The organism is Shimazuella alba, from assembly GCF_009831235.1.
Taxonomy (GTDB): Bacteria; Bacillota; Bacilli; order Thermoactinomycetales; family Thermoactinomycetaceae; genus Shimazuella; species Shimazuella alba.
The window spans coordinates 59,124-80,619 of the sequence record NZ_WUUL01000015.1 but is presented as its reverse complement, the minus strand read 5'-3'; the positions used below and the strand labels follow the sequence as shown (position 1 = coordinate 80,619).

19 protein-coding genes are annotated in these 21,496 nt (G+C 38.9%); 7 read left to right on the top strand and 12 right to left on the bottom strand.

The window, feature by feature from the left end; all coding sequences use genetic code 11:
* Positions 1–92: 92 nt before the first annotated feature.
* Positions 93–692, bottom strand: coding sequence for a hypothetical protein (locus GSM42_RS17900; protein WP_160802913.1), 600 nt, complete (start codon positions 690–692; stop codon positions 93–95).
* A gap of 244 nt (positions 693–936) precedes the next feature.
* Here GSM42_RS17900 and GSM42_RS17895 point away from each other — a divergent pair, with 244 nt between their 5' ends.
* The gene (locus GSM42_RS17895) at positions 937–1,461 is read left to right on the top strand and encodes a hypothetical protein (protein WP_160802912.1); all 525 of its coding nucleotides are present in this window, start codon (positions 937–939) and stop codon (positions 1,459–1,461) included.
* Positions 1,462–1,620: 159 nt separating this feature from the next.
* On the opposite strand, the gene GSM42_RS17890 is transcribed toward GSM42_RS17895, so the two are convergent.
* The gene (locus GSM42_RS17890) at positions 1,621–4,821 is read right to left on the bottom strand and encodes an alpha/beta hydrolase (protein WP_160802911.1); all 3,201 of its coding nucleotides are present in this window, start codon (positions 4,819–4,821) and stop codon (positions 1,621–1,623) included.
* Positions 4,808–5,575, bottom strand: a complete 768-nt coding sequence (locus tag GSM42_RS17885) for an ABC transporter ATP-binding protein (RefSeq protein ID WP_160802910.1) — start codon at positions 5,573–5,575, stop codon at positions 4,808–4,810. Before GSM42_RS17885 ends, GSM42_RS17890 begins: the two co-directional genes overlap by 14 nt.
* A gap of 196 nt (positions 5,576–5,771) precedes the next feature.
* On the opposite strand from GSM42_RS17885, the gene GSM42_RS17880 reads away from it, so the two are divergent.
* Both GSM42_RS17880 and GSM42_RS17875 read left to right on the top strand, forming a co-directional pair.
* Positions 5,772–6,443 (top strand): response regulator transcription factor, encoded by a 672-nt coding sequence (locus tag GSM42_RS17880; protein WP_160802909.1) that lies wholly within the window; start codon positions 5,772–5,774, stop codon positions 6,441–6,443.
* Entirely contained in the window at positions 6,440–7,468 is a 1,029-nt protein-coding gene (locus GSM42_RS17875) for a sensor histidine kinase (RefSeq protein WP_160802908.1), read from the top strand. The genes GSM42_RS17880 and GSM42_RS17875 overlap by 4 nt, the downstream gene beginning before the upstream one ends.
* Before the next feature lie 590 nt (positions 7,469–8,058).
* Here GSM42_RS17875 and dnaI read toward each other — a convergent pair.
* The 5 genes from dnaI to GSM42_RS17850 all read right to left on the bottom strand — a co-directional run bounded on the left by dnaI (position 8,059) and on the right by GSM42_RS17850 (position 13,594).
* A complete protein-coding gene (dnaI, locus tag GSM42_RS17870; protein WP_160802907.1) occupies positions 8,059–8,997 on the bottom strand; it encodes a primosomal protein DnaI in 939 nt (312 codons plus the stop codon).
* Positions 8,998–9,018: 21 nt separating this feature from the next.
* Positions 9,019–10,143, bottom strand: a complete 1,125-nt coding sequence (locus GSM42_RS17865; RefSeq protein WP_160802906.1) for an N-acetyldiaminopimelate deacetylase — start codon at positions 10,141–10,143, stop codon at positions 9,019–9,021.
* 5 nt (positions 10,144–10,148) lie between these two features.
* The gene (locus GSM42_RS17860; RefSeq protein ID WP_160802905.1) at positions 10,149–11,351 is read right to left on the bottom strand and encodes an aspartate aminotransferase family protein; all 1,203 of its coding nucleotides are present in this window, start codon (positions 11,349–11,351) and stop codon (positions 10,149–10,151) included.
* 16 nt (positions 11,352–11,367) lie between these two features.
* Positions 11,368–12,078, bottom strand: coding sequence for a 2,3,4,5-tetrahydropyridine-2,6-dicarboxylate N-acetyltransferase (dapD, locus tag GSM42_RS17855; protein ID WP_160802904.1), 711 nt, complete (start codon positions 12,076–12,078; stop codon positions 11,368–11,370).
* Between the two features lie 187 nt (positions 12,079–12,265).
* Positions 12,266–13,594, bottom strand: coding sequence for a helix-turn-helix domain-containing protein (locus GSM42_RS17850; RefSeq protein WP_160802903.1), 1,329 nt, complete (start codon positions 13,592–13,594; stop codon positions 12,266–12,268).
* 155 nt (positions 13,595–13,749) lie between these two features.
* On the opposite strand from GSM42_RS17850, the gene GSM42_RS17845 reads away from it, so the two are divergent.
* Both GSM42_RS17845 and GSM42_RS17840 read left to right on the top strand, forming a co-directional pair.
* The gene (locus tag GSM42_RS17845) at positions 13,750–14,559 is read left to right on the top strand and encodes a YihY/virulence factor BrkB family protein (protein WP_160802902.1); all 810 of its coding nucleotides are present in this window, start codon (positions 13,750–13,752) and stop codon (positions 14,557–14,559) included.
* A 100-nt stretch (positions 14,560–14,659) separates the two neighbouring features.
* A complete protein-coding gene (locus tag GSM42_RS17840; protein WP_160802901.1) occupies positions 14,660–15,751 on the top strand; it encodes an AI-2E family transporter in 1,092 nt (363 codons plus the stop codon).
* Positions 15,752–15,865: 114 nt separating this feature from the next.
* Here GSM42_RS17840 and GSM42_RS17835 read toward each other — a convergent pair whose 3' ends face one another.
* Positions 15,866–17,452, bottom strand: coding sequence for a transglycosylase SLT domain-containing protein (locus tag GSM42_RS17835; protein WP_160802900.1), 1,587 nt, complete (start codon positions 17,450–17,452; stop codon positions 15,866–15,868).
* On the bottom strand, positions 17,430–17,993 hold the full coding sequence (locus tag GSM42_RS17830; protein WP_160802899.1) for a hypothetical protein: 564 nt from the start codon (positions 17,991–17,993) through the stop codon (positions 17,430–17,432). The genes GSM42_RS17835 and GSM42_RS17830 overlap by 23 nt, the downstream gene beginning before the upstream one ends.
* A gap of 188 nt (positions 17,994–18,181) precedes the next feature.
* Between GSM42_RS17830 and GSM42_RS17825 the strand changes: the two genes are divergently transcribed.
* Positions 18,182–18,484, top strand: a complete 303-nt coding sequence (locus GSM42_RS17825; protein WP_160802898.1) for a hypothetical protein — start codon at positions 18,182–18,184, stop codon at positions 18,482–18,484.
* Positions 18,485–18,625: 141 nt separating this feature from the next.
* Here the strand turns inward: GSM42_RS17825 and GSM42_RS17820 are convergent, their stop codons facing one another.
* A complete protein-coding gene (locus GSM42_RS17820; protein WP_160802897.1) occupies positions 18,626–20,068 on the bottom strand; it encodes a nicotinate phosphoribosyltransferase in 1,443 nt (480 codons plus the stop codon).
* A gap of 16 nt (positions 20,069–20,084) precedes the next feature.
* Complete coding sequence (locus GSM42_RS17815) at positions 20,085–20,498, bottom strand: M67 family metallopeptidase (RefSeq protein ID WP_160802896.1); 414 nt, start codon at positions 20,496–20,498, stop codon at positions 20,085–20,087.
* 70 nt (positions 20,499–20,568) lie between these two features.
* Here GSM42_RS17815 and GSM42_RS17810 point away from each other — a divergent pair, with 70 nt between their 5' ends.
* Positions 20,569–21,420 carry a DUF72 domain-containing protein gene (locus tag GSM42_RS17810; protein ID WP_160802895.1) on the top strand — a complete coding sequence of 284 codons (852 nt, stop codon included), beginning with the start codon at positions 20,569–20,571 and terminating at the stop codon, positions 21,418–21,420.
* The last annotated feature ends 76 nt before the right edge of the window (positions 21,421–21,496 follow it).

The following is a 21,496-nucleotide window of genomic DNA, read 5'->3' as shown; positions in this document are numbered from 1 at the left end:
AAGGTATCCTTTGGATACCTTCATTTATTATTATATTAGTTTCTAGTGGAGTGGGGTGGCAGGACATAGTCCTACCACCCCACAGAACAACGTCAATGCTTCAGGAGCATGCGAGAGCAATTTCTGAGGAGGTTGATTGCAAGATTAGTGTTGGTGCAGGCCATTCCAGCAATACTCTCCAGAACTTCGAGGATGTCCCACCAAAGCCGCTTGGACTCGGGGGTGATACTCTGGATCGCCTTGGTGCAGGTGTCCAGCAGGGCACCGTAGACAGATTCGATGTCGATCACTCCCGCTGTGTCGCTCCAGAGGTGGTGGACACTGTCCTTCAGAAGATTTTCCAGGGTGTTGGTCCATGTCTGCAGATACTCCATCTGCTCCTTGGAGAGATTCTGCTGCTCGGAGTTGAAAACCTCTTGGAAGATGAGGAACAGCTCGAACATCTCCTGCCCTCGCACCTTGTGAGGGCCCGGTTTGCCACTCGGGTCCTTAGTCTGCTCCAACCAGGTGTGGTTCGCAGCACAGACCCCCAGTGCCTCCAGTTTGAGGTCCCACAGGATGTCGTTGTACTTGCGCACCACTGCTGTGGCACGCTTGCGGGAACACCAGTGGTGGAGCTGGAAAGGGGTCATCATGGCAACAGCCTCGATGATCTCCTGAGCAGTAACGTCGTTCTTGCTGGTGTCAGTCATATCTCTAGCCTATTCTGGCGAGACGGGATAGAATTATTGTTATTTTAACATAATTGGTGTCAGAAGTCTTCCACATTTATAAGCGGTTAAGACTGAGAGAACAAATGATGTTTGCTTATCAAAAGGAGCTAAAATTATCGATTGACGAACTGCCAATTCTCTTCTTATTACTACACAAAAATTTATTCACAATTGATATAATAAAGGTTCCTGTAAGTAGTCACATCTCCAAATAGGAGAATTTATGCAGAAAAACTTCCGCTTTGTAGAAATGGATCAGATAACTACTGATCCAAAGAAATCGCTTTTCCGCTTGTATCCTTCTCCTACCCCTGTTTTGCAGCAGGTGATAGAACAATTTCCGGCATATTCGATTGTCGATGATCCTTGTATTTCACAAAGGGAACGAGGTAATCTGATTCTTATTTTTCAAATGATGAGCGAGCTCAAGATTGGGATTTCTGATCTAAAGCTAGAAGTCTCTTTGCTTGAGAAAGCAATCATTTGGAATATCATTAATCAGACAAGAGACTCGAACGTTTATAAAAGGCCCAATCGCCAGAGACTGATTGGTACCTTGTTTTCTGACACAGGTTTGCCAGACAAATGTAAAAAAGAAATAATTGGTTTTCTTCTTCGGGTATGGGAGCTGGACTACCTTGCTTGGGAAACGATCGATGAACTGAAAACAAACCAAAATGCTTTGGCCAAATTGAAGCTTCCTGCTGCTTTCTTGTCGGCGTATCAAACAGCAGGTAGGAAGATGTGACTACATCGTGAGAAGAATGTTTGATTGTTCTTCTCACGACCCATTTAGATGTTAGTACGCGATAGAAAACAAGGATTGTTATTACAAAATGAAAAAAGAGCACAAAGGCTCTTTTGTATTCAACGAGTTCAATTGCTTCCATGCGATGTTTATATCTGCCTATTTTATAAGATCAACTTCCTTAAATGGTGATGGAGATTTAAAAATTGGCTGAGAGATACCTTTTAAATGCTGATCAAAGAACGCTGAAATATAGGCTTTTTGTGCTGCAATTGCTTTTTCTGAATCAACATTTCCAATACTTTTTTCCATCACTTTGGAAGAAACACTTAGTTTTTGACTGATTTGAGGAAGAAGCACTTGATAATCTGTATAGGAGAAGTGCCCTCCTTTAGGAATCGCAAGATCAAATTTCCATCCAGTAGATTGTTTCCAAAAAGAATTCCGATCCTTGTTAGGCAGATGAGAATCAACCTTGCCATCCTTCGTGTATCCAACATGCATCAGCATAAAAGGAGATTTCAAACCGTTTTGTGCTACTGGTAATAGATGATCAGGCACATGCCCCATTGTTCCATCCATGTCGATTCCCGCATCGAGTCTGCGATCCTCATACATGGATTGTGCTGATGTTGCTCCTCCAGCAGAATGTCCAAAGATGCCGATTCGAGATAAATCCAATACTTTGTTAAGTCCAGCTGGCAAATTGCGCTTTTCATGATCTGGATTGTTGCCTTTTTGGAAGTATTCCAATTGATTAAGGACAAATCGAATATCTTTTACCCTTACATCCATCATTTTCAAAATTGTCTCTGCACTCACAGATGGCAATTTTTCTGTTACCAAACGACCGTCAGGAAACTCAACTACTGATGTTTCGTATGGGTGGTCAACGGTAACCACTATATAACCTCTGCTCACCAGCTCTTCTACAAGGACAGTTCCAAAATTCCTCGGAATAGACCCTCCTGGTGAGTAGATCACAACTGGCAGTTTTTTATTATTCATTGCCACAGGTGCATCTTTCCATGCGTTTGTGGCAGTGGCTGACAAATCAATTAACCCCGAATCCACTCCAATGGAAGAAATAGACTTTTCATCAAAATATTTTGCTGCCTTTTTCTCCATGTACAGAGCTTTTGTTTTACTCTTTTGCTGCGCAGGGTACCATATGCTGATCATGAGTTCTCTTGATGTATTTTTCACCCATGGATCAACACGTTTTTTATCAACTAAATGCATGTCTACTCTGCCAACTAAATATTTACCTGTTGGCTTTGGCAGTTCTAACTTTATTTTCTCCGTTACAGTCATTTTATCATCATTTGAGGTTGGAGGATTGAACCAAAGAAATATCCCTGCCATGGCAACGATACATGCCACAATAGCAAGTGAAACTCTCCTGATTAATGGAGAAGACTTTTTATTAACTGTTTTGCTGATGGAGTTTACCGTCAGCACATAGTAGATGATGTAAATGGTAACAAACACGATCACACAGACTAAGATAGGAGGCAGTATGTCGCTACTCGCCATAGCGCTAAACAATCGTTTCAGTAAGCCCAAGATTACGAGATAGTGAACAAGAGCAACAACCAATGGAACGATGAAAATAAATGCAATTTGTTTTACTATTCCATTGTTTATCGCTTGTCTGCTAACTCCTATTTTCCTTAAAATATCGTACCGAAACTTATCACTTGTCGCTTCTGTTAATTGTTTAAAATAAATAATGCTCCCAGTTGCCATAACAAAAACCAAACCAAGAAATCCTAAAATAAACACATTGAAGGCAGCTCCTTCAATCCCAACACGATACTCAGAGTAAAAAGTAAGCAAATTCGATTCTGGAGTCCTTACACCCGCCAGCGTATTAGCTGTTTGTTTGGTTGTCGTCTGTCCCTGTACCATATATCCCATATAATGAATGGGGGGAACTTGAGTTTTGATTTTATCGTACATTTTGTTATTGACTATTATCATTATGTCTGGATAACTCCAATTGATCACTCTGTCTGGAGTCATTCCTGCAAATTCAAAAGTTTTATCCTCCCCTTTGGGTAAGTCAACTTTAAGTATATTTCCTTGATACACATCAGCAAATGTATAGTCTGTGTACATGGGACGAATCGCAATGGCATGCTTATCATCTATTTCCTGGACAGGATTTAATCCTAACACATCAGCGGCTTTGTTATAATCTTTCATGGAAATGATTTTTATAGGCTTGTCGTCTTCTTGCTTATCTCTGTCGGATAATACCTTTGAGCTGCTTGCTTCCCCAGCAACTTTTATGACAGGAAGTGTCAGCTTCGCTTTAATGGGATGTTCTTTATCATCTTGAATGATAGTATCTATTTTTTTATTAAAAGATTCACTTTGAGAAACAAACATATAGCTAAAAGGCGAACTTTGCTTAGCTGATTGTTCAAAACTATGATACATCCCAAAACCAACACTGAAAGCACATAAAGCAGTGGCAGATAATAAAGTAATCACACTTAACGTACGAGCATTACCTTTAATGCGATAAACCAAATTTGAAATACTGATCAAATTCATACCTTTGTAGTAATAACTTGTCTTTTTTTTGATCGCTTTTAATAATACAATGATTAACGAATCAAACAAGAGAATCGTGCCAACAATAACCCCAATAGTCATGATGATCAGATTGACCATAATTTCTTCACTAGTGGAAAAGTTTCTAAAGGCAAATCCATATCCCACAACAAGGAATATAACTGCTAGTATTGCTGAAATGATAGAAGCTTTAGGCTCTAATTCCCCTTCTTGATCAGAGCGAAACAGTTCAATTAATTTGAATTTGTAAATCAATCGATATCCTTGTATGGATGTAAAAAAGATGATCGTTAGAAATACAATCAAAGTATGGACAAGAGCTGACAAAGAAAATGTCATCCCGATTTCTAATTCTGTACCTAATAGCTTTATTAAAATCATGGTAAACATTTTGGAAAACAAGGTCCCGATCGCAATCCCTGCTACCAACACAATGCCACCTATGAACAGATTTTCATAAAAAAGCATTCTCCCAATCGTTTTTTTGGGAAGACCTAGTAAAGAATATAACCCGATCTCTTTTTTTCGTTTTCGTGTAAAAAAATTATTCGAGTACATGATGAAAACCAAAACAAACAAAATCAAAACAATAGATGCAATCATAAAAATCATTTGCATATTTTGGGAAGATTCTATCGAATCCGCGATTTTTGTACTGTACTGCAAAGAAACAAATGTGTAATAAATAACTACACACATGAACATAGAAATGAAATATATCAAATAGTTTTTGAAATTACCTTTGATATTTTTCTTTGTAATATCAAACAAAGTCATTTCCATTTCCTCCTAAAACACTTAACGTATCCAATATCTTCTTAAAGAAGTTTTTTCTCGATGTGTTTCCTTTTACAAGCTCTGTAAAAATAGTGCCATCTTTAATGAATAAAACTCTTTTACAGTAACTTGCGGCAAAAGCATCATGGGTAACCATTAAAATGGTTGTTTTATCTGTTTCATTTAACTCTTTCAGACACTCCAATAAATCCGTTGCAGATCTGGAATCCAAAGCACCAGTAGGCTCATCAGCTAACAGAAGGCTTGGATTGGTTATAATAGCACGACAGACTGCTGTACGTTGTTTCTGTCCTCCAGAAATTTGATAAGGATATTTATCTAATATGGAGTCAATAAAAAACTGCTCCGCAATTTTATCTGCCTTTTGATTCAAATCTCTCGCTTTTATTTTTGCAAGAGCAAGAGGGAGCAAAATATTTTCCCTTACGGTTAACGTATCTAACAAGTTATAGTCTTGAAAGATAAAACCGAGTTTATCGCGTCGAAATGCAGATAGTTGATCTTCATTCATTTGTGCCAAGTTTGTATTATCAATAAAAATATCCCCAGATGTTGGATGATCAATAGTAGACAAAACGTTAAGCAGAGTTGATTTACCAGATCCCGAGGGACCCATAATTCCTACAAATTCGCCTGTTTCAATAGTTAGATTGATATCATCTAAAGCTGTATAAATACTGCCTTTTAAACCATATACTTTTTTTACATTTGTCGCTTTAACTACTGTTTCCATCTATCTTCGCTCCAATTGAATTATTTTCACACCATCATTGTAGGCGATTAAATTTTTACTTTGGCTTACAGTTCAATATTTTAATCTTACATTCTTGTCACTTTTAGAAATGAAGCCAAAAGTTGTAAGTTAAAGGGATAGCCTTTACAATGAATCTTAGTCAACTGATTTGAGCTCCACTAAAGGAGGCAGTGAAATGAAAATAATGATTGTAGAGGATGATCCAGTAATCCGGGATTTAGTAGAAGAATCCTTAATTAGATGGGGATTTGAAACCATAAAAGTTATCAATTATGAACTCATTCTACAGGATTTTAAGCAAAGTAACCCCCATCTTGTCTTGATGGATATCAATCTGCCTACATTTGATGGCTTTTATTGGTGTCAAAAAATTAGAGAAATCTCAAACGTACCAATGATCTTCCTCTCTTCCAGAAACACACCAATGGATATGGTGATGTCAATGAATATAGGCGGGGATGATTATGTTCAAAAACCATTTCATACGGATGTACTAATAGCAAAAATAAATGCACTTCTCCGCAGATCGTATTCTTATATGGATGTTCAAATAAATAAATTGGACCATGATGGAGTTATTTTTAACTTAGAAGATGGAACAATCCGTTATGAAGGTCAAACTTCTGTACTAACCAAAACGGAATCCATTATTTTAAAGATTCTCATGAAACAAAAAGGTACAGTTATATCAAGAAAAAATATGATGCGTAGTCTTTGGGACGACGAAAGTTTTATTGATGAAAATACGTTATCTGTCAATATGGTTCGTTTAAGAAAAAAACTAGATTCTATCGGAAAGAAAAATTGGATTGTAACCAAGAAAGGACAAGGTTATTTGATCCTATGACTCTCATTCAATATATCAAAGATAAAAAGTATTTTTTGATCTTGTACATAGTCACGATAACTTTCATTTCGTTGATGATCATTGTTTCTGTTAATCCACAAAACGCCTTCTCTAATATTATTTATATGAACTCTATTTGTCTTTTTTTTGCGACGATGTACATTTTTCTTGGATATGTATATCGTAAATCCTACTACCAAAAATTGCATGAAGTAACGCACATCAATCAAGAACAAATTCTTGAGGCTGCTCCCGAATCACAAAATCATCAACAACAGATAAGTTTGGAACTGTTAAAAAAGTTGAATCAATACTATAGTTCGAGGTTACAAAAATTGTATGACGAGAAAAAAGATCATCAGGAATTTATTATGTCTTGGATTCATGAAGTAAAGCTACCAATTACGGCAAGCAGATTGCTCATGGAGAATAAAAATGGCAAACAACTCGATGATCTGGTTGATAAACTGGAAGATGAATTGAATAAAATTGATAATTATGTTGAACAAGCCCTCTACTACTCACGCATCGATTCTTTCTCAAAAGATTATTTCATCACGGAACAACCTTTGGATAAAGTGATTAAGGCGAGTGTAAAAAAATACGCTAAAATCTTTATTCATAAACAAATTCACTTTCATCAAAATCACACTCAACAATTGGTTCGTACAGATGTCAAATGGCTTGGTTTTATCATCGACCAAATCGTTGCTAATGCATTGAAATATTCAAAAGAAGGTGGAACGATTTCGTTCACCGTAGAGGAAGACCGCAAAGAAAAACGACTGATGATTGAGGATAATGGTATTGGGATCAATGAAGAAGATATCCAGCGAGTCTTTGAAAAAGGCTTTACAGGTTACATAGGAAGGAGCTATTCCAAGTCCACCGGTATGGGGCTTTACCTTGCAAAGAAAATGGCACTTAAACTAGGGCATGATTTGTCGATTCAATCGAAAAAAGGATCATATACAAAAGTCACGATCCATTTTCTTAAAAATACAAATTATCAAATTTTATATTAAACTTCTTATTTCGATTACCACCATAGGGAGTTGCCTTTTTCTTACCAGTATGTGATAGTTAACGACAGGGGAGCCCAGTTCCGTTATCAGAACCAATGTAGAGATACCATATCCATAGATAAAAATTCTGCATGATCTTTATCAAGATAGATCTCTTTTTATATATTCCTGGTGACAAAGTAACCGCTTACGGTGGAACCTGTTGGATAGCAACGATAGTAGCTATCTGTCCAGCATATACTTTGCCGATCACTTTGCAAGTTCAAGAGGAAAGATAATCCCGAACATAAATATAATTTCCTGGTGAATTCGTAACAATCTTATATAAACGATAAGCAAATGCTAGCGAGATAAATACATAAATAGTGAAGACAAGGGATAACACAGATGCGATTAAAAATCTCTTCATAATATAAACTAAATTTTAAATGTTAGAAAGAGGTTGGAGAGAAATGATAAGATGGTTGGGCAAAAATTTTTATTTTGTACTGTTATTTGTTCTCATCATTTTATTTTTGGTAGTGATGGGGAGCCGTTTCTTTTAGATTTACATAAAAAAGCTAACAAGTCGATTGTTAGCTTTTTATCGTTTACGGATTATTTATACTTCTGCGGTTGATACCATTTACATAGATTGGTTGGACAAAGTGTTTGATCCGCTCCATGATTCGTTGCCCTTTTAGTGGTTCGTCTCCTCCTTTTGGAGTGTAGGAGAAGTATTCCTCTAATTCTTCTAAGGTTAGGTTAGAAGTAAAAATAATAGGTAGTTTTTCTGTCATGCGGTATTGCAAGATGACACCCAATATATCATCTCGTATCCAAGGTGTTAAAGATTCGGCACCAATGTCATCTAATATAAGTAGAGGTGCTGTTTTTATTGCTTCTAATTTTTCTGTAATAACCTGTCCGCTTTGCGAGATCGCATCTTTCATTTCGGAAAAAAGTGCTGATGTGTGAATCATGAGGGTGGATACACCATAGAAGACAAGCTCATTCATGATTGCCCCAGCTAGATAACTTTTTCCTACACCAAATGGCCCATAAAGATAAAGGCCTTTTGTTGGTTTTCCTTCGCGGAAAGGGATACAGAAATGTAGGGCCGCTTGAAATGCTTTTGCACGTTTGGATTCAAGTGTAAAGGTTTCAAAGGTTGCCTCTCGAATATCAGAAGGGATTTGCTGACAGCGGATAAGGGATTTTCGTCGTTTTAATTCTTCCTCTGCTAACTGATAGCGGCAAGGTTTCATCTGTAGATCAAGAAACCCATTATACTCCAATAACTCTGGAGTATGACCAGCAATGAGATTTTTACATCCTTGTAGCCCTCTACAAGTTTCACAGGCTGTTTTTTCTGTTACATACTGTCCCACATTGGGAAGGGAACGCCAATAGGTGGAAAGAGGAATATCTGGATGTTCTTGCATAAATTTTCGAAGGCTTTTGTCTTGTTGCAACCGTGCAAATACTGTTCGTTTCGCTTTTTCAGCACCACTACTCGAAAAAGGGGAAACTTGTTTTAAAGCTTTCATCCAATCTATCCCTCCTATCGACTAATTTCCGATTTCCTCCAAGTAACGAACCATCGTATCAATTCCCACACCGATTGCTTTTTCATCTGGTGTGATTTTGGAATGATGTAATCCGTAAGGGGTATCTACTCCTAACCAGAATAGAAAACCAGGTATTTCTTTTAAGAAGTATCCAAAATCTTCGCCAGTCATCGCTTCTCTACATTCCATGACCTGATACTCCGTATTTTTTGCTGCCCAATCCATAAAGTTTGTAGTAATGGCTTCGTGATTAGTTACATCTACGTATTGCATACCCCAATTTAGTGTGGCTTCACACTGAAAACTAGTGCCAATTCCTGCGACGATCTCTTTTATCCGCTTTTGTATTTTTTTCATCGTATCCAAAGTTAGCGTACGAATAGTACCATTTAACTCTGCTGTACCTGCTATGATGTTTTCCTTTGTGCCCGCTGCCAGTTTTCCTACAGTGATTACAGCAGAATCCAAAGGATTGATATTTCGAGAAATGATCGTTTGTAATTGCGTAAATAACTGAGTTGCTGCAACTACCATATCATTTGTTTGATGAGGGTACGCAGCATGACCTGATTTCCCATTTAACTGGATATTTATTTCAGACGTATTGGCAAATAAAATACCAGGTCGTGTAGCGATTGTACCGACAGGATACTCAGGAGCAATGTGCAGAGCGAAGATCATATCAGGGCGCCATGTTTGGAATTCGATACTTTCCATCATTGGCTGAGCACCACCAGGACCTTCTTCTGCTGGTTGAAAGATAAAAATAAGGTCATCTTGAACTCGATGATGTGAGAAATGATGGACCAAACCGAGTGCGATTGTCATATGAAGGTCATGCCCGCAAGCATGCATAAAGCCAGGGTGAGTAGATGCAAATGCATAACCTGTTTCTTCTAGAATCGGAAGTCCATCCATGTCTGTACGATAACCAATTCGTTTACGAGGAGCAGTACCTGGTACTCGAACAAGGATACCTGTTTTCCAAGTCTGGATCTCGATGTTAGGAAGTTCACTCAGTTGTGCTAGCAAAAAAGCCTGGGTTTTTTCTTCCAGATACCCTGGTTCTGGTATTTGATGCAGTTGGCGTCTGATTTGTATCCAATTATCCAAAGAAACAGTCATAAGCGTTACTCCATTTTCGATAATAATTGATGAAAAATAGTAATAAAGTGCGAGACTTCTTGTTTGGTTAATGTCAAAGGTGGCAGTAATCGGATTACGGTACCAGCAGTTACATTGATTAAAATTCCTTCTTGAAGAAAAGATTGTTGGAGTGTTTGGATAGATGATTTATCGAGATTTGTAACGATTCCAATCATCATACCACGTCCATTTATTTGTTCCACAATGTTTCCGAATTCCCTTTGGAGTTTTTGTAATTCACTCCATAAAAAATCTGCAACCTCTTTTCCAATCTCCATCTGGTTTTGATCCAATAACACATCTAGTACTGCGTTTCCAAGTGCTGCCGACAGTGGCGATGGAGAGAAGGTTGTGCCATGATCACCAGGTGCAAAAGTATCCATCAGCTTTTTACCAGCGATAATGCCTCCAAGAGGTAAACCCCCACCAATTCCTTTGGCAAAAAGAATGAGGTCTGGTCGCAAATCATAAGCTTGATAGGCAAACAATGTGCCAGTTCGTCCCACACCAGTCTGAATCTCATCTAAACAAAAAAGTATATCTTTTGCTTCGCAGATGGACTGGACAGTTTGAAGAAAATCTGGAGTCAAAGGAAGAATTCCACCTGCTCCAAGGATGGGCTCTACTAATATCGCTGCTGGATTATTTTCCTCACAAACTTTTTGCAGACTTTCTGAGTCATTGATTTCTACTTCATATATCTTGATCGGCAGAGTAGGGAAATCTTGATAGATACCGGGTTGGCGTGTGAGACGCAATGCACCATGTGTACGACCATGGAAACTATTTTTTAATACAACAACACCTTGTTTTTCATTTTGGTGCTTTACAGTCCATTTATGAATACTTTTAATCGCAGCTTCTGTTGCTTCTGCACCTGTACTACAAAAATAAACTTTCCCTTCACCGAGGGTTTCCTTGATTAATCGTTGAGCTAATGTAATTGCTGGAGTGTTGTAAAAAAAATTAGAGATATGAAGGAAGCGCTCGGCCTGGGCACGAAGCGCGTTCATGAGATACGGATGGGAGTGTCCTAAAATATTTACTGCTAGTCCTGTAAATAAATCTAAATACCGTTTTTGATTCGTATCGATAAGATAATTTCCTTTTGCTTGATCGATGATGATAGGTAACCGGCTGTATGTGGACATGATATATTCACGATCCAATGAAACCCAATCCGCCATGTTCAGTTGAAACCTCCTATAGAGTGCGAAGTTCTTCTAAAATTTCTGTTTTAGATTTCGTCTTCTCATCTATCTCTTTGATAACACGAGCAGGGGTCCCAGCAACTACAACATTTGGAGGAACATCTTGTGTTACAACTGCACCTGCTGCAACAACAGAACCATGACCAACGGTTACCCCTTCTAAGATGACAGCATTTGCACCTATTAACACTTCATCTTCGATGACTACAGGTGCAGCTGAAGGAGGTTCGATAACCCCAGCGATAACTGCTCCAGCTCCAATATGACAATTTTTTCCGATATGACCGCGTCCACCAATGACTGCATTCATATCAATCATAGTTCCTTCCCCGATCACAGCACCAATGTTAACGACAGCACCCATCATTACGATCGCTTGCTTTTCGATCTGAACATGCTCGCGAATAATCGCTCCAGGCTCGATACGAGCTTCTACATTTTTTAGGTCAAGCAAAGGTACTCCAGAGTTGCGGCGGTCGTTTTCTACCACATAATCTTCGATATCAGCTTTGGAAGCAGAAAGTACAGGTTCAATATCGCTCCAATTACCAAATAGAACACCAGAATTACCAGAGAAGAATGTTTGAACTTCTTCAGGAAACAAGAGGTTACTCAAGGATCCCTTTATGTAAACTTTAACGGGAGTTTTCTTCTTTGATTTTGCTATATATTGAATGATTTCCTCAGAATTTAAATGTTGCACAAAATTTCACCCTTTCTTATAGTCTAAAACAAAAGTATAGCACAAGAAAAAATAAATAGAACCCCAGATGGAGTTCTTCAAAAGTAAAGGTAACTTGCAAATTTGCAAGCGATAGAGCCTCTGACATAGGCATATGGGTACTTATATAGATAAGATATAATTTTATTTTCTTATCTACCAAGAAATGCTAGTTTGCCAAGCCTAGATCAGTTGGATTCTCTAGTAAATTTTCTTTTATTTCATAAGTTTTGCGCATGCAATGCTGGAACTTCTCTTCATCGTGTCCGTTAAAGCATCCAGCAAGGTTATACCAGATTTTCCATTCCATATCTTTAAACTGATATTTTTGTGCAATTTCAATGCCTTGTTCAAAGAAATGAATAGCTTTATTGGTGTCATTCATCATTTGACAAAGTTCACCTGTTAGAACTAAGTTAGAAACCAATTGAGGGGCATCTTGGAATTTTGTAGCATACCGAATAGCATGTTGAAAGTACTCAAATGCTTCTGACAATTTGTTTTGCTTGGAGTAAAGGACACCTGTACGACTGTAAACGGTAACCCAGCGTTGGTCAATTGGAATCTTTTCTTCCAATTTACGAGCCATAAGGAAAGAGGTTTCTGCGACTTCCCAATCTTTTTGTGCAGTATAGATCGTTCCAAGCACAATCCAAAGATCAAACATCGCACTGTACTGTTTGTTGCGTCTAGCAACATCAATACCTTCAACAGCATACTCGATAGCTTCTTCAATCAGTCCAGTGCGCCGAGAAAGTTCAGAACGGAGCCAGTAGAATCCTAGTGTTGTTTCAATGTCATCTACTTCCGCTAGGAGATGCCAAGAATCTTGCACGAGTTGCATAGCTTCTGTGATTCGACCTAGTTTTTGTAACATAATTCCTTTATGCTTATGTAGAAGGTGTTTTACATGTTGCATTTCGCCTTCTTCATAAAAAGCCAATAATCCATCATTCACATACTCTAAAGCTTGTTCGAGATTTCCTTGATGATCACTGCAAATACCGAGTAAGAGAAGACTAGCAGCTTCCATATTATTTTCTTGGAATGAATTTTGCTGGGCACTGCGTAGGGCATTATAAAAAGAACGCTCTGCTTGTTTCCATTTCTTTTTCGCTACGTAGCATTCACCTTTGTAGAAGTATGCATGGGCTATATAAGGATGACTATCATCTAATTTCAGCTCTTCTAATTTGGATAGTGCATCTTCTACATAACCGATTTGTCGAAGCGTGGCGATCGTTAATAAGGCAAATTTTACCCTTTTCAATTCGACTTGTTCTTGGACGAGCATCTCTGGTAATTTGCTCATTGGTAATTCTAATTTTTCAAGAAGATAGGTTACTTTTTCGGGGCTAACATGGGCTACTCCCCGTTCAATGTTACTTACTGTAGCAGGAGAAATATTTTCGTCAGCTAGGTCTTCTAAACGGAGACCGCGTTCTTTACGAACTTTACGAATTACTTCCCCCATTTCGTGTAAAGCTAATGTTTTCATTCTTATCACCTCAACGGAAAAGTTTGGACATAAATATATTAAACTTTTATAAAACAAAAGAAAACCGAGTTTTATAAAAATTGCACCCATTGCAAAAGATTAGCCTACGTTTAATCCGTCTATATTGTAGGTAAGAGGAACTGGAGGATATAATATTGGCACATTTATTAAAAACCATAATTTACCGGTTAAGGCAGAATAACGTTTTTGATATAGCAGCGCAGCTTTCGTATTATATATTACTTTCTTTTTTTCCATTTCTACTACTTGCAGTAACACTGATCGGATATCTGCCCTATAGCAGTGAAAATGTACTGTCTGTCATAAAACCAGTTATACCTAGTGATACGTATCATCTGATTGAAAATAATTTAGTCAGTATATTAGATGAGCAAAATAGTGGTATTTTGTCCTTGAGTATTATTTCAACCGTTTACTTAGCGTCGCTTGCCTTCCAATCGATTATCCGTAGTTTAGACGTCGCATATCAAGTGAAAAATAATCGAAGTTTTTGGAAAGGCGCACTTTTAGGTTTTTTAACCATGTTTGGATTACTCGCTGGATTACTCGTGACGTTAGCCTTATCAGTATTTGGTCAAGTCTGGGCAAGTTACTTTCTTGGAAAAATAGCTGTTGCCACATGGTTTTTACATTTGTGGATATATGTTCGTTGGTTCATCAGCAGTGGCTTGGTTTTTATTGTTCTCCTTTGTTTATATAAGTTTGCACCATATACCAAAGTCACTTTTGTAGAAGCATTGCCAGGTGCTATTTTTGCAACACTAGGCTGGCAGCTATCTTCCTATGCATTTTCTTTCTATGCTTCTTCTAGGGACTATTCTCTTGTATACGGAAGTTTAGGAGGAATCATCATTTTAACTGGTTGGTTCTATGTTTCAGCTCTTGTTCTTGTCATAGGAGGACAAATCAATGCCGCCTATGCGGAAGAAAAGAAATCAGAGTGATTAGGATATTCCTGCTTTGTACTGAGAAATCCTTCTTTTTCTAATAATGTGTTAAGATGAGATGTAGAATTGATTGTGAGATTGAAAGGAATGGGAGAAATTGCCTCAGACTAAATTATTCCGCACCCTTTATGCTGTTATTTTTCTACTACTCATCGTTTGGTTGGGGAGCAAGGTTAGTTTTGTTTTTCGCCCGGTAGTCGTTTTCGTTCAAACTTTGTTTTTCCCTTTTCTCATATCGGGTGTACTCTTTTACTTGTTTCGCCCCATCGTTAGTTTTATGTCTCGATTTAAAATACCTAAAGGAATCTCGATTTTGCTGATTTACTTAGTTATTCTTGGATTATTTGTGCTTCTTGGTTTCTCGGTTGGTCCGCTCCTTGTAAATCAATTTGAAACGTTGATTAATAACTTTCCATCCATGCTAGAGACTGCGAAAATCCAGCTTATCGAGTTAAGCCACAATCCATGGGTAAACAAGTATGTGGATTGGGATATGATCTCAAATAGTGTAATCAACTATGTCAAAACGAGTTACACGACTATTGGAAGTAACTTAGCTGGTTTTTTTGGGATTATAACAAACATTATCCTTGTATTTGTGACAGTACCATTTATTTTGTATTACATGTTAAAAGAAGGGGAAAAAGCGGCGCCATATATGCTGCGAATCTTGCCTACTCGAGAAAGAGAGCACGGAGAATCGATTTTACATGATCTCGATCATGCTCTTAGTTCTTATATCAAAGGCCAAGTGTTAGTTGCTATTACAATCGGGTTGATCGTTTTTATTGGATATCTCATTATCGGAATGCCTTATGCATTGCTGCTTGCTATCTTTTCGATGTTTACAAATGTGATTCCATATATCGGACCGCTGATTGGTCTAGCACCAGCTGCTATCGTCGCTTCTATTCACTCCCCTTCTATGATTATCAAAGTTTTAATCGTCGCAGTTATTGCCCAGCAGGTGGAAGGCAATTTTGTCACACCTAGGGTGATGGGTAAAAATTTAAATGTTCATCCACTGACGATCATTTTACTCTTGCTAGTGGCAGGGAGTCTCGCAGGGTTTTTAGGTATGCTGCTCGCGATCCCTACTTATGCAGTTTGCAAAGTAGTGGTGAGTCATGTGTATCAGCTCATAAAACTTCGAAATCAAGAGAAAAAAGTATTATCAGCTGAAGAATGAAACTAATCTCATTATAATTAAATTTATTATAAAAAGATATAGTTTTAAAAATTTTAAACTGAAAAACCCGATCCTTTAATGGAACGGGTTTTTCAGTTTATGCTGCTGCTGCAATCAACCGCCTGTGCGGTGGTAACAGTTCATATTTGGATTATCATTTTTACCTGTTAAAAGCGGATAAGGATTAACTACGGCACCATTGATATACGTTTCAAAGTGTAAGTGTGCACCTGTACTGTACACAATACCTTGCGCTCCACCGGATTTGGCAATTTCTTGTCCTTTTACGACCTGCTGACCTGGCTTCACACTAACGGAGATCATATGCAGGTATCTTGATTTGAAATTAGCTGTGGTAGGTGTACCATTTTTCTTTAGAGTCATTTGTCCATGGTCGATCATGACAGAGTGTCCAATTAAGTGGTCATTTTTTACATATTCTACTTTTCCATCTGCTACGGCAATAACAGGCGTATTGGTTGGTACTGGCATATCGATACCGTAATGAAATTTTAATACCCCAGTAACAGGGTGAACTCGACATCCGAATTTAGAAGAGATTTCGATTTTTAGGGGTGTCGGCAGTGGTAATGACCCACCAGCCATCACTAGATCTCCAAAGGATACAGGACCGCTTGCACCCATATATTCTTGTGATTTTTTCTCTACCATCTCCACGTAGTCCCAAGTCGTATCGTCATTGCTTAAATATTTTTTAGGAGCAGTATAGAAGATGCCACAGCTAAGAGGAAAGGAGAATGTACCGATGGTGGCTCCTTTTTCTTTCTTTTCTTTCGCTGTCTTCGTACATTGTCCACTGCTTCTGGAACTGTCAGAATGGATACGAATTTGACCGGAAATACTTTCAGCTTTATCTTGTAACCATTTTTTCACATCAGAAATTTTTATTAAGTTTTTATCCTTTTCCTTTTCCTCGTTAACAGGTTGAGAATTGCTTTCTGCTTTAAATCTTTCATAGTGAGCAAGTACTTTTCCAGGGTATTCAGCAGTTTCTTTTGGAGAAGAAGGGACTCGTCCACCTGCATTTTGAACAGTTCCAGCCCCGCCATTGTAACAGGCTAAGGCGACATCTGTTGCCTTAAACTGATCGAGACAGCTTTTAAAGATTTTTGTCCCATATTTGATACTTGTTTCCGGATCATATCCTACATCATCCGCATCTAAACCATCTCCTTCATAGTGGCAAGGCATGACCTGCATTAACCCACGTGCACCAATATCTCTGCCACAGCCTGTTGCTCCAGAATTAGCTTTTGGGTTCCAATTGCTTTCTTGTTGAATAATTGCTGCGACAAGAAGTGGGTCTAAGCCGCGCATTTGAGCGTATTTATTGACAAGTGCTAAGTATGTGGGATTTTTTCCTTTTAAAGAAGCTGCTGAGCCAGTACTAAGGGCTGATAAGTGAATATCGTATTCATCTGAATAAAAATGGACTGCTGCTAAGATCGTCCAAGGAATACTAGTATATTTGGATGCTACTTCTTGATAGAGAGCTTGAAAGGGAATTTCTTTTGCCCCTTGTTGTTGTTCTTTTGCTGCTTGGTCTCCCCCGATAGAGCTGATGACGGTGATGATCATGAGCAAAGGCATCATAGCGAGAATAACGACTAATATTGCACCGATAATAATATATTTTGCTTGGCCTCCACCGCCGCCACTAGTGGGTATCTTCAGTTGCATCTGTTATCCCCACCATTTTCCATCCCGATCCTTCCTGGGAAATATTGTAAATATATATATAAGTTGCATCCACATTTTGTCCTGCTGTAGTAGAGATGGTTACATCAATGGGTACTGTGAGTGTGTTATACCATTCTCCGACAAGAATATCGGTGATATAAATTTTTTTGATCTTGATACTTTTTATATTTGGGTTTCCTGTTTTAAATAGTTCCATTTGTTGTGCATATAGGTCAGCAGACATCATCGATTTAAGATTTTCAATGTGCCCATTTGGCTTACTAGGATTGTAAGTTAAATATTTTTCAGTAAAGTCCCGTGCAAAAGCTTTGATGGAATCATTTTTGTCTTTCGTTAGTTGATCTGTATTCACATTTCCTTTCGCTTCTTGCTCTTCTTTAGAAGGTGTAGTGTTCGTGACAGGAGGTTCTTTTGGAGGCTGTTGTGTTTTTACTTCGTCTTCCCCGCCCAGAATCCAATATAAAATCAATGCCACGACGACAGCAACAGCACCTATGATCAGAGCGACTTGTTTATCCATCCTAAGTCTCCTTTTATTCATAAATTGACACATGTGTCTGAAAAACGCAATTTTTGTCGTTATAACTAAGTATAATGAAAATAGGCAGACTCGGCTATAAATTTTCTTACCTTCCTACTAGTACAAAGGATAAGAATCTTATAAAATAAACATATATCCATCCGTAGGTAGCATCGAAGGAGCCCATCATGGCCCGCAAGAACAAGTCTGGCGAGAAGATCAAGCTTACCCTCCGCCAGAAGATCTGGCGAGTCATCAAGTGGATCCTCATCGCGACGGTGACTCTGTCCGCAATCGCCTTCGCTCTGTGCCTCTTCCTGGCATCCCAGCAGTCCGAGGATGACATCGAGCCCAAGAAGCCGGCCAAGCAGTACATGGTCGAGGAGAAGGAGACCTGGTACGACGCCGACATGCCGGCACCGACCCAGGAGACCGGTGACGAGAAGGGCGAGGAGGTCAAGGTCGACCCCAACCCCAACGTGTGGAAGTAAGCGTGACCTGAGGGTCAACTGTCCTGTATTTGTAGAGCTGCTCATCATCCAGATGAGGTGCTCCAAATGCAGGGCACCAGTAAATAAGGCAAGACCACATAGATAAAGGGCTAATGCGATCATGCATTAGCCCTTTTCCCTCTACCGGTGCACCTCTTTATATATATCTTGTATCATTTTCTGTTTTTGTTCCCACAGTTGTTTGGAAAGATCTACATGATACTCCTCTGGGTTTAAAATTCGTAGTTGCTCATCCCAGAACAGCTGAAGTTGTTTTTGATGGTATTGCCTACTTTCCAAGAGCGTTGGTAACTTTGCTATCAATTTCCCATTTCGCAGAAGCGGCTGTAATAATGGGATAGCCAAAAAATTGGTAACAACTTTTTGTTTATAAGGATGTTCGGGATGAAACAAAGTGAGAGGTTCTTCTTCTTTTAGTAATTGCTCATAGGAAGCAATCCAGTCTCCTCTTGCTTTTCCCGTTTCCCGATCAATGATCCGAAAGATGGTCTTACGTCCCGGTGTGGAGATTTTGGCTGGATTGGATGAAATTTTTATCGTTGGTTCCCATGTGCTGTCATTTTCTTTAGCGACCATTTTGTAAACTGCGCCGAGTGCAGGTTGGTCATAAGCTGTGATTAATTTGGTTCCGACACCCCAACCATCAATTTGTGCCCCTTGTTGTTTGAGATTCAGGATGGTTTCTTCATCTAGATCACTGCTTGCAATAATTTTCGTTTCAGTAAGGCCTGCTTCATCCAGCATGGTACGTGCTTGTTTGGACAAGAAAGCCAAGTCCCCGCTATCCAGACGAATTCCTACTAACTGATGACCTTTTGCTTTTAATTCCTTTCCTACTTGAATCGCGTTTGGTACACCACTTTTTAGGGTGTCATATGTATCTACCAATAAAACGGATGAATCAGGAAATGCATGAGCATAAGCTCGAAATGCTTCCAGCTCACAAGGAAAGTCCTGCACCCATGCATGTGCGTGTGTCCCGCTTGTTGGAATGGAAAACTGTTGTCCAGCTAGCATGTTAGAAGTAGCATCAAATCCAGCAAGATAAGTAGCACGTGCACCCCATATCGCAGCGTCTTGTTCTTGGGCACGTCTGCTTCCAAACTCAAGTAAGGTGTCTTCTGGTGCGATATGGCGAATACGGGCTGCTTTGGTCGCGACAAGTGTCTGGTATCCAATAAAATTCAAGAGTGCGGTTTCAACGAGATGTAACTCAAAAATCGTGCCATCTAAGCGAAGTAAAGGTTCATCTGGAAAAATGAGTGTCCCCTCAGCAAGTGCATCAACATCTGCTTGAAAACGAAATTGACGTAGATAATCAAAAAATGTTGCTTCGAAACCTGGACAATTTTCACGAAGGTATGCTAAGTCTTCCTCGTTAAAATGTAAGTTCTCTAGGTAATCCAAGGCACGTGTAAGACCAGCGAAAACGGCATAGCCATTACCAAATGGCAAAGAACGAAAAAATAACTCGAAAGAGCGTCGATGGGTATGTGTTCCGTTTTTCCAATGTGCATACATCATCGTGAGTTGGTATTTATCAGTATGAAGGGATATAGACATGATGTTTCTTCTTCTCCTAGTAGATGATTTCATAAATGAGTGGATTTACTTGTCCACTTTGTATTTGAAATGCACTCAATTTTTTTTCCGGTTCTCGAAATGAAAGTATCCAACAACTCAGATCCGGTCTTTCCCAATATTTTGCGTCGGATTGCGTTGGATATGCAGGTAGATGAGGATGAGTATGTATAATTCCAAGACATGATAAATGATTCGACTTGATTTTTTTTATCGTCTCCCAATACTCTTCTGGTTCATAACCAAAAGAACAGGGGGAGGGATCTAAAATACGCAATGGGAAAAAGTGTGTTATCTCTCTTCCTGTTCCGGCGAGAAATCCGTAACCCTCAGCAGGAAGCTGTTCATAACAGTATGATGTTAATTCATCGATTACCTGTCTATGTATAGATAGATGAAGGGATGCCCCCAATCTTTGTACCTCCTTTCTGGTGTACCTATGATAAAATAAAAACAACTTTTGTATTAGTGAGGCGTACAACATGAGCAGTATTCTCGTTGGAGTTACTGGTTGGGGCGATCATGAGATTTATCCAGCCGGTACAAAACCTACAGAAAAATTAGCCCTATATGCAGGCCACTTTCCAGTAGTAGAAGTTGACAGTACTTTCTATGCTGTTGCACCACCTGAACGCATGGATCGATGGGCAAAATCTACTCCTGATTCCTTTCGATTTGTTGTAAAAGCATATCGAGAATTAACAGGACATGGAAGAGTGGGGAAAGCCCCAGAACGAACATGGACAGAGCTTGTACAACAGACAAAAGAAAGCTTAGAGCCGCTTCAAGAGTCTGATAAGTTATCTCTGATCCTTTTTCAATTTCCACCTTGGTATGACTGCAAAGAATCGCATGTAAGGTATATTCAAAAAATCCGTCATGCTTTTGCCGGTTACCCTATTGCGATTGAATTTCGACATCAGAGTTGGTTTCTCCCTTCTTATCGGGATAAAACGCTCTCCTTTCTAGCTAGTGAACAAATTGTGCATGTGGTTTGTGATGAACCACAAGGTTCAGAAGGCTCCGTTCCCATTATAACAAACGTTACGAATAAGGAGCAGGTACTTGTTCGATTTCATGGGCGAAATGCAGCAGGTTGGAAGGATTCGAAAAATCCAAACTGGAGGGAAATTCGCTATGCATATCGATATTCTTCTACGGAATTGGATGAATGGGTTCAGAGAGTTAAGCGCATGATGAAAGAAGCAAAACAAATTATTCTTTTGTTTAACAATAATTCGCAGGGAGATGCAGTAGACAACGCAAAACAATTTATCCAAAAATGTGGTATTACGTATACCAACTTAGCACCAATTCAAACCGAATTATTTTAGGTAGTGAAAAAAATGTTACCGATTTTATGAAGTGAGTCGAAAAAAGGGCACAAGTCTCGCTACGCACCACGACAAA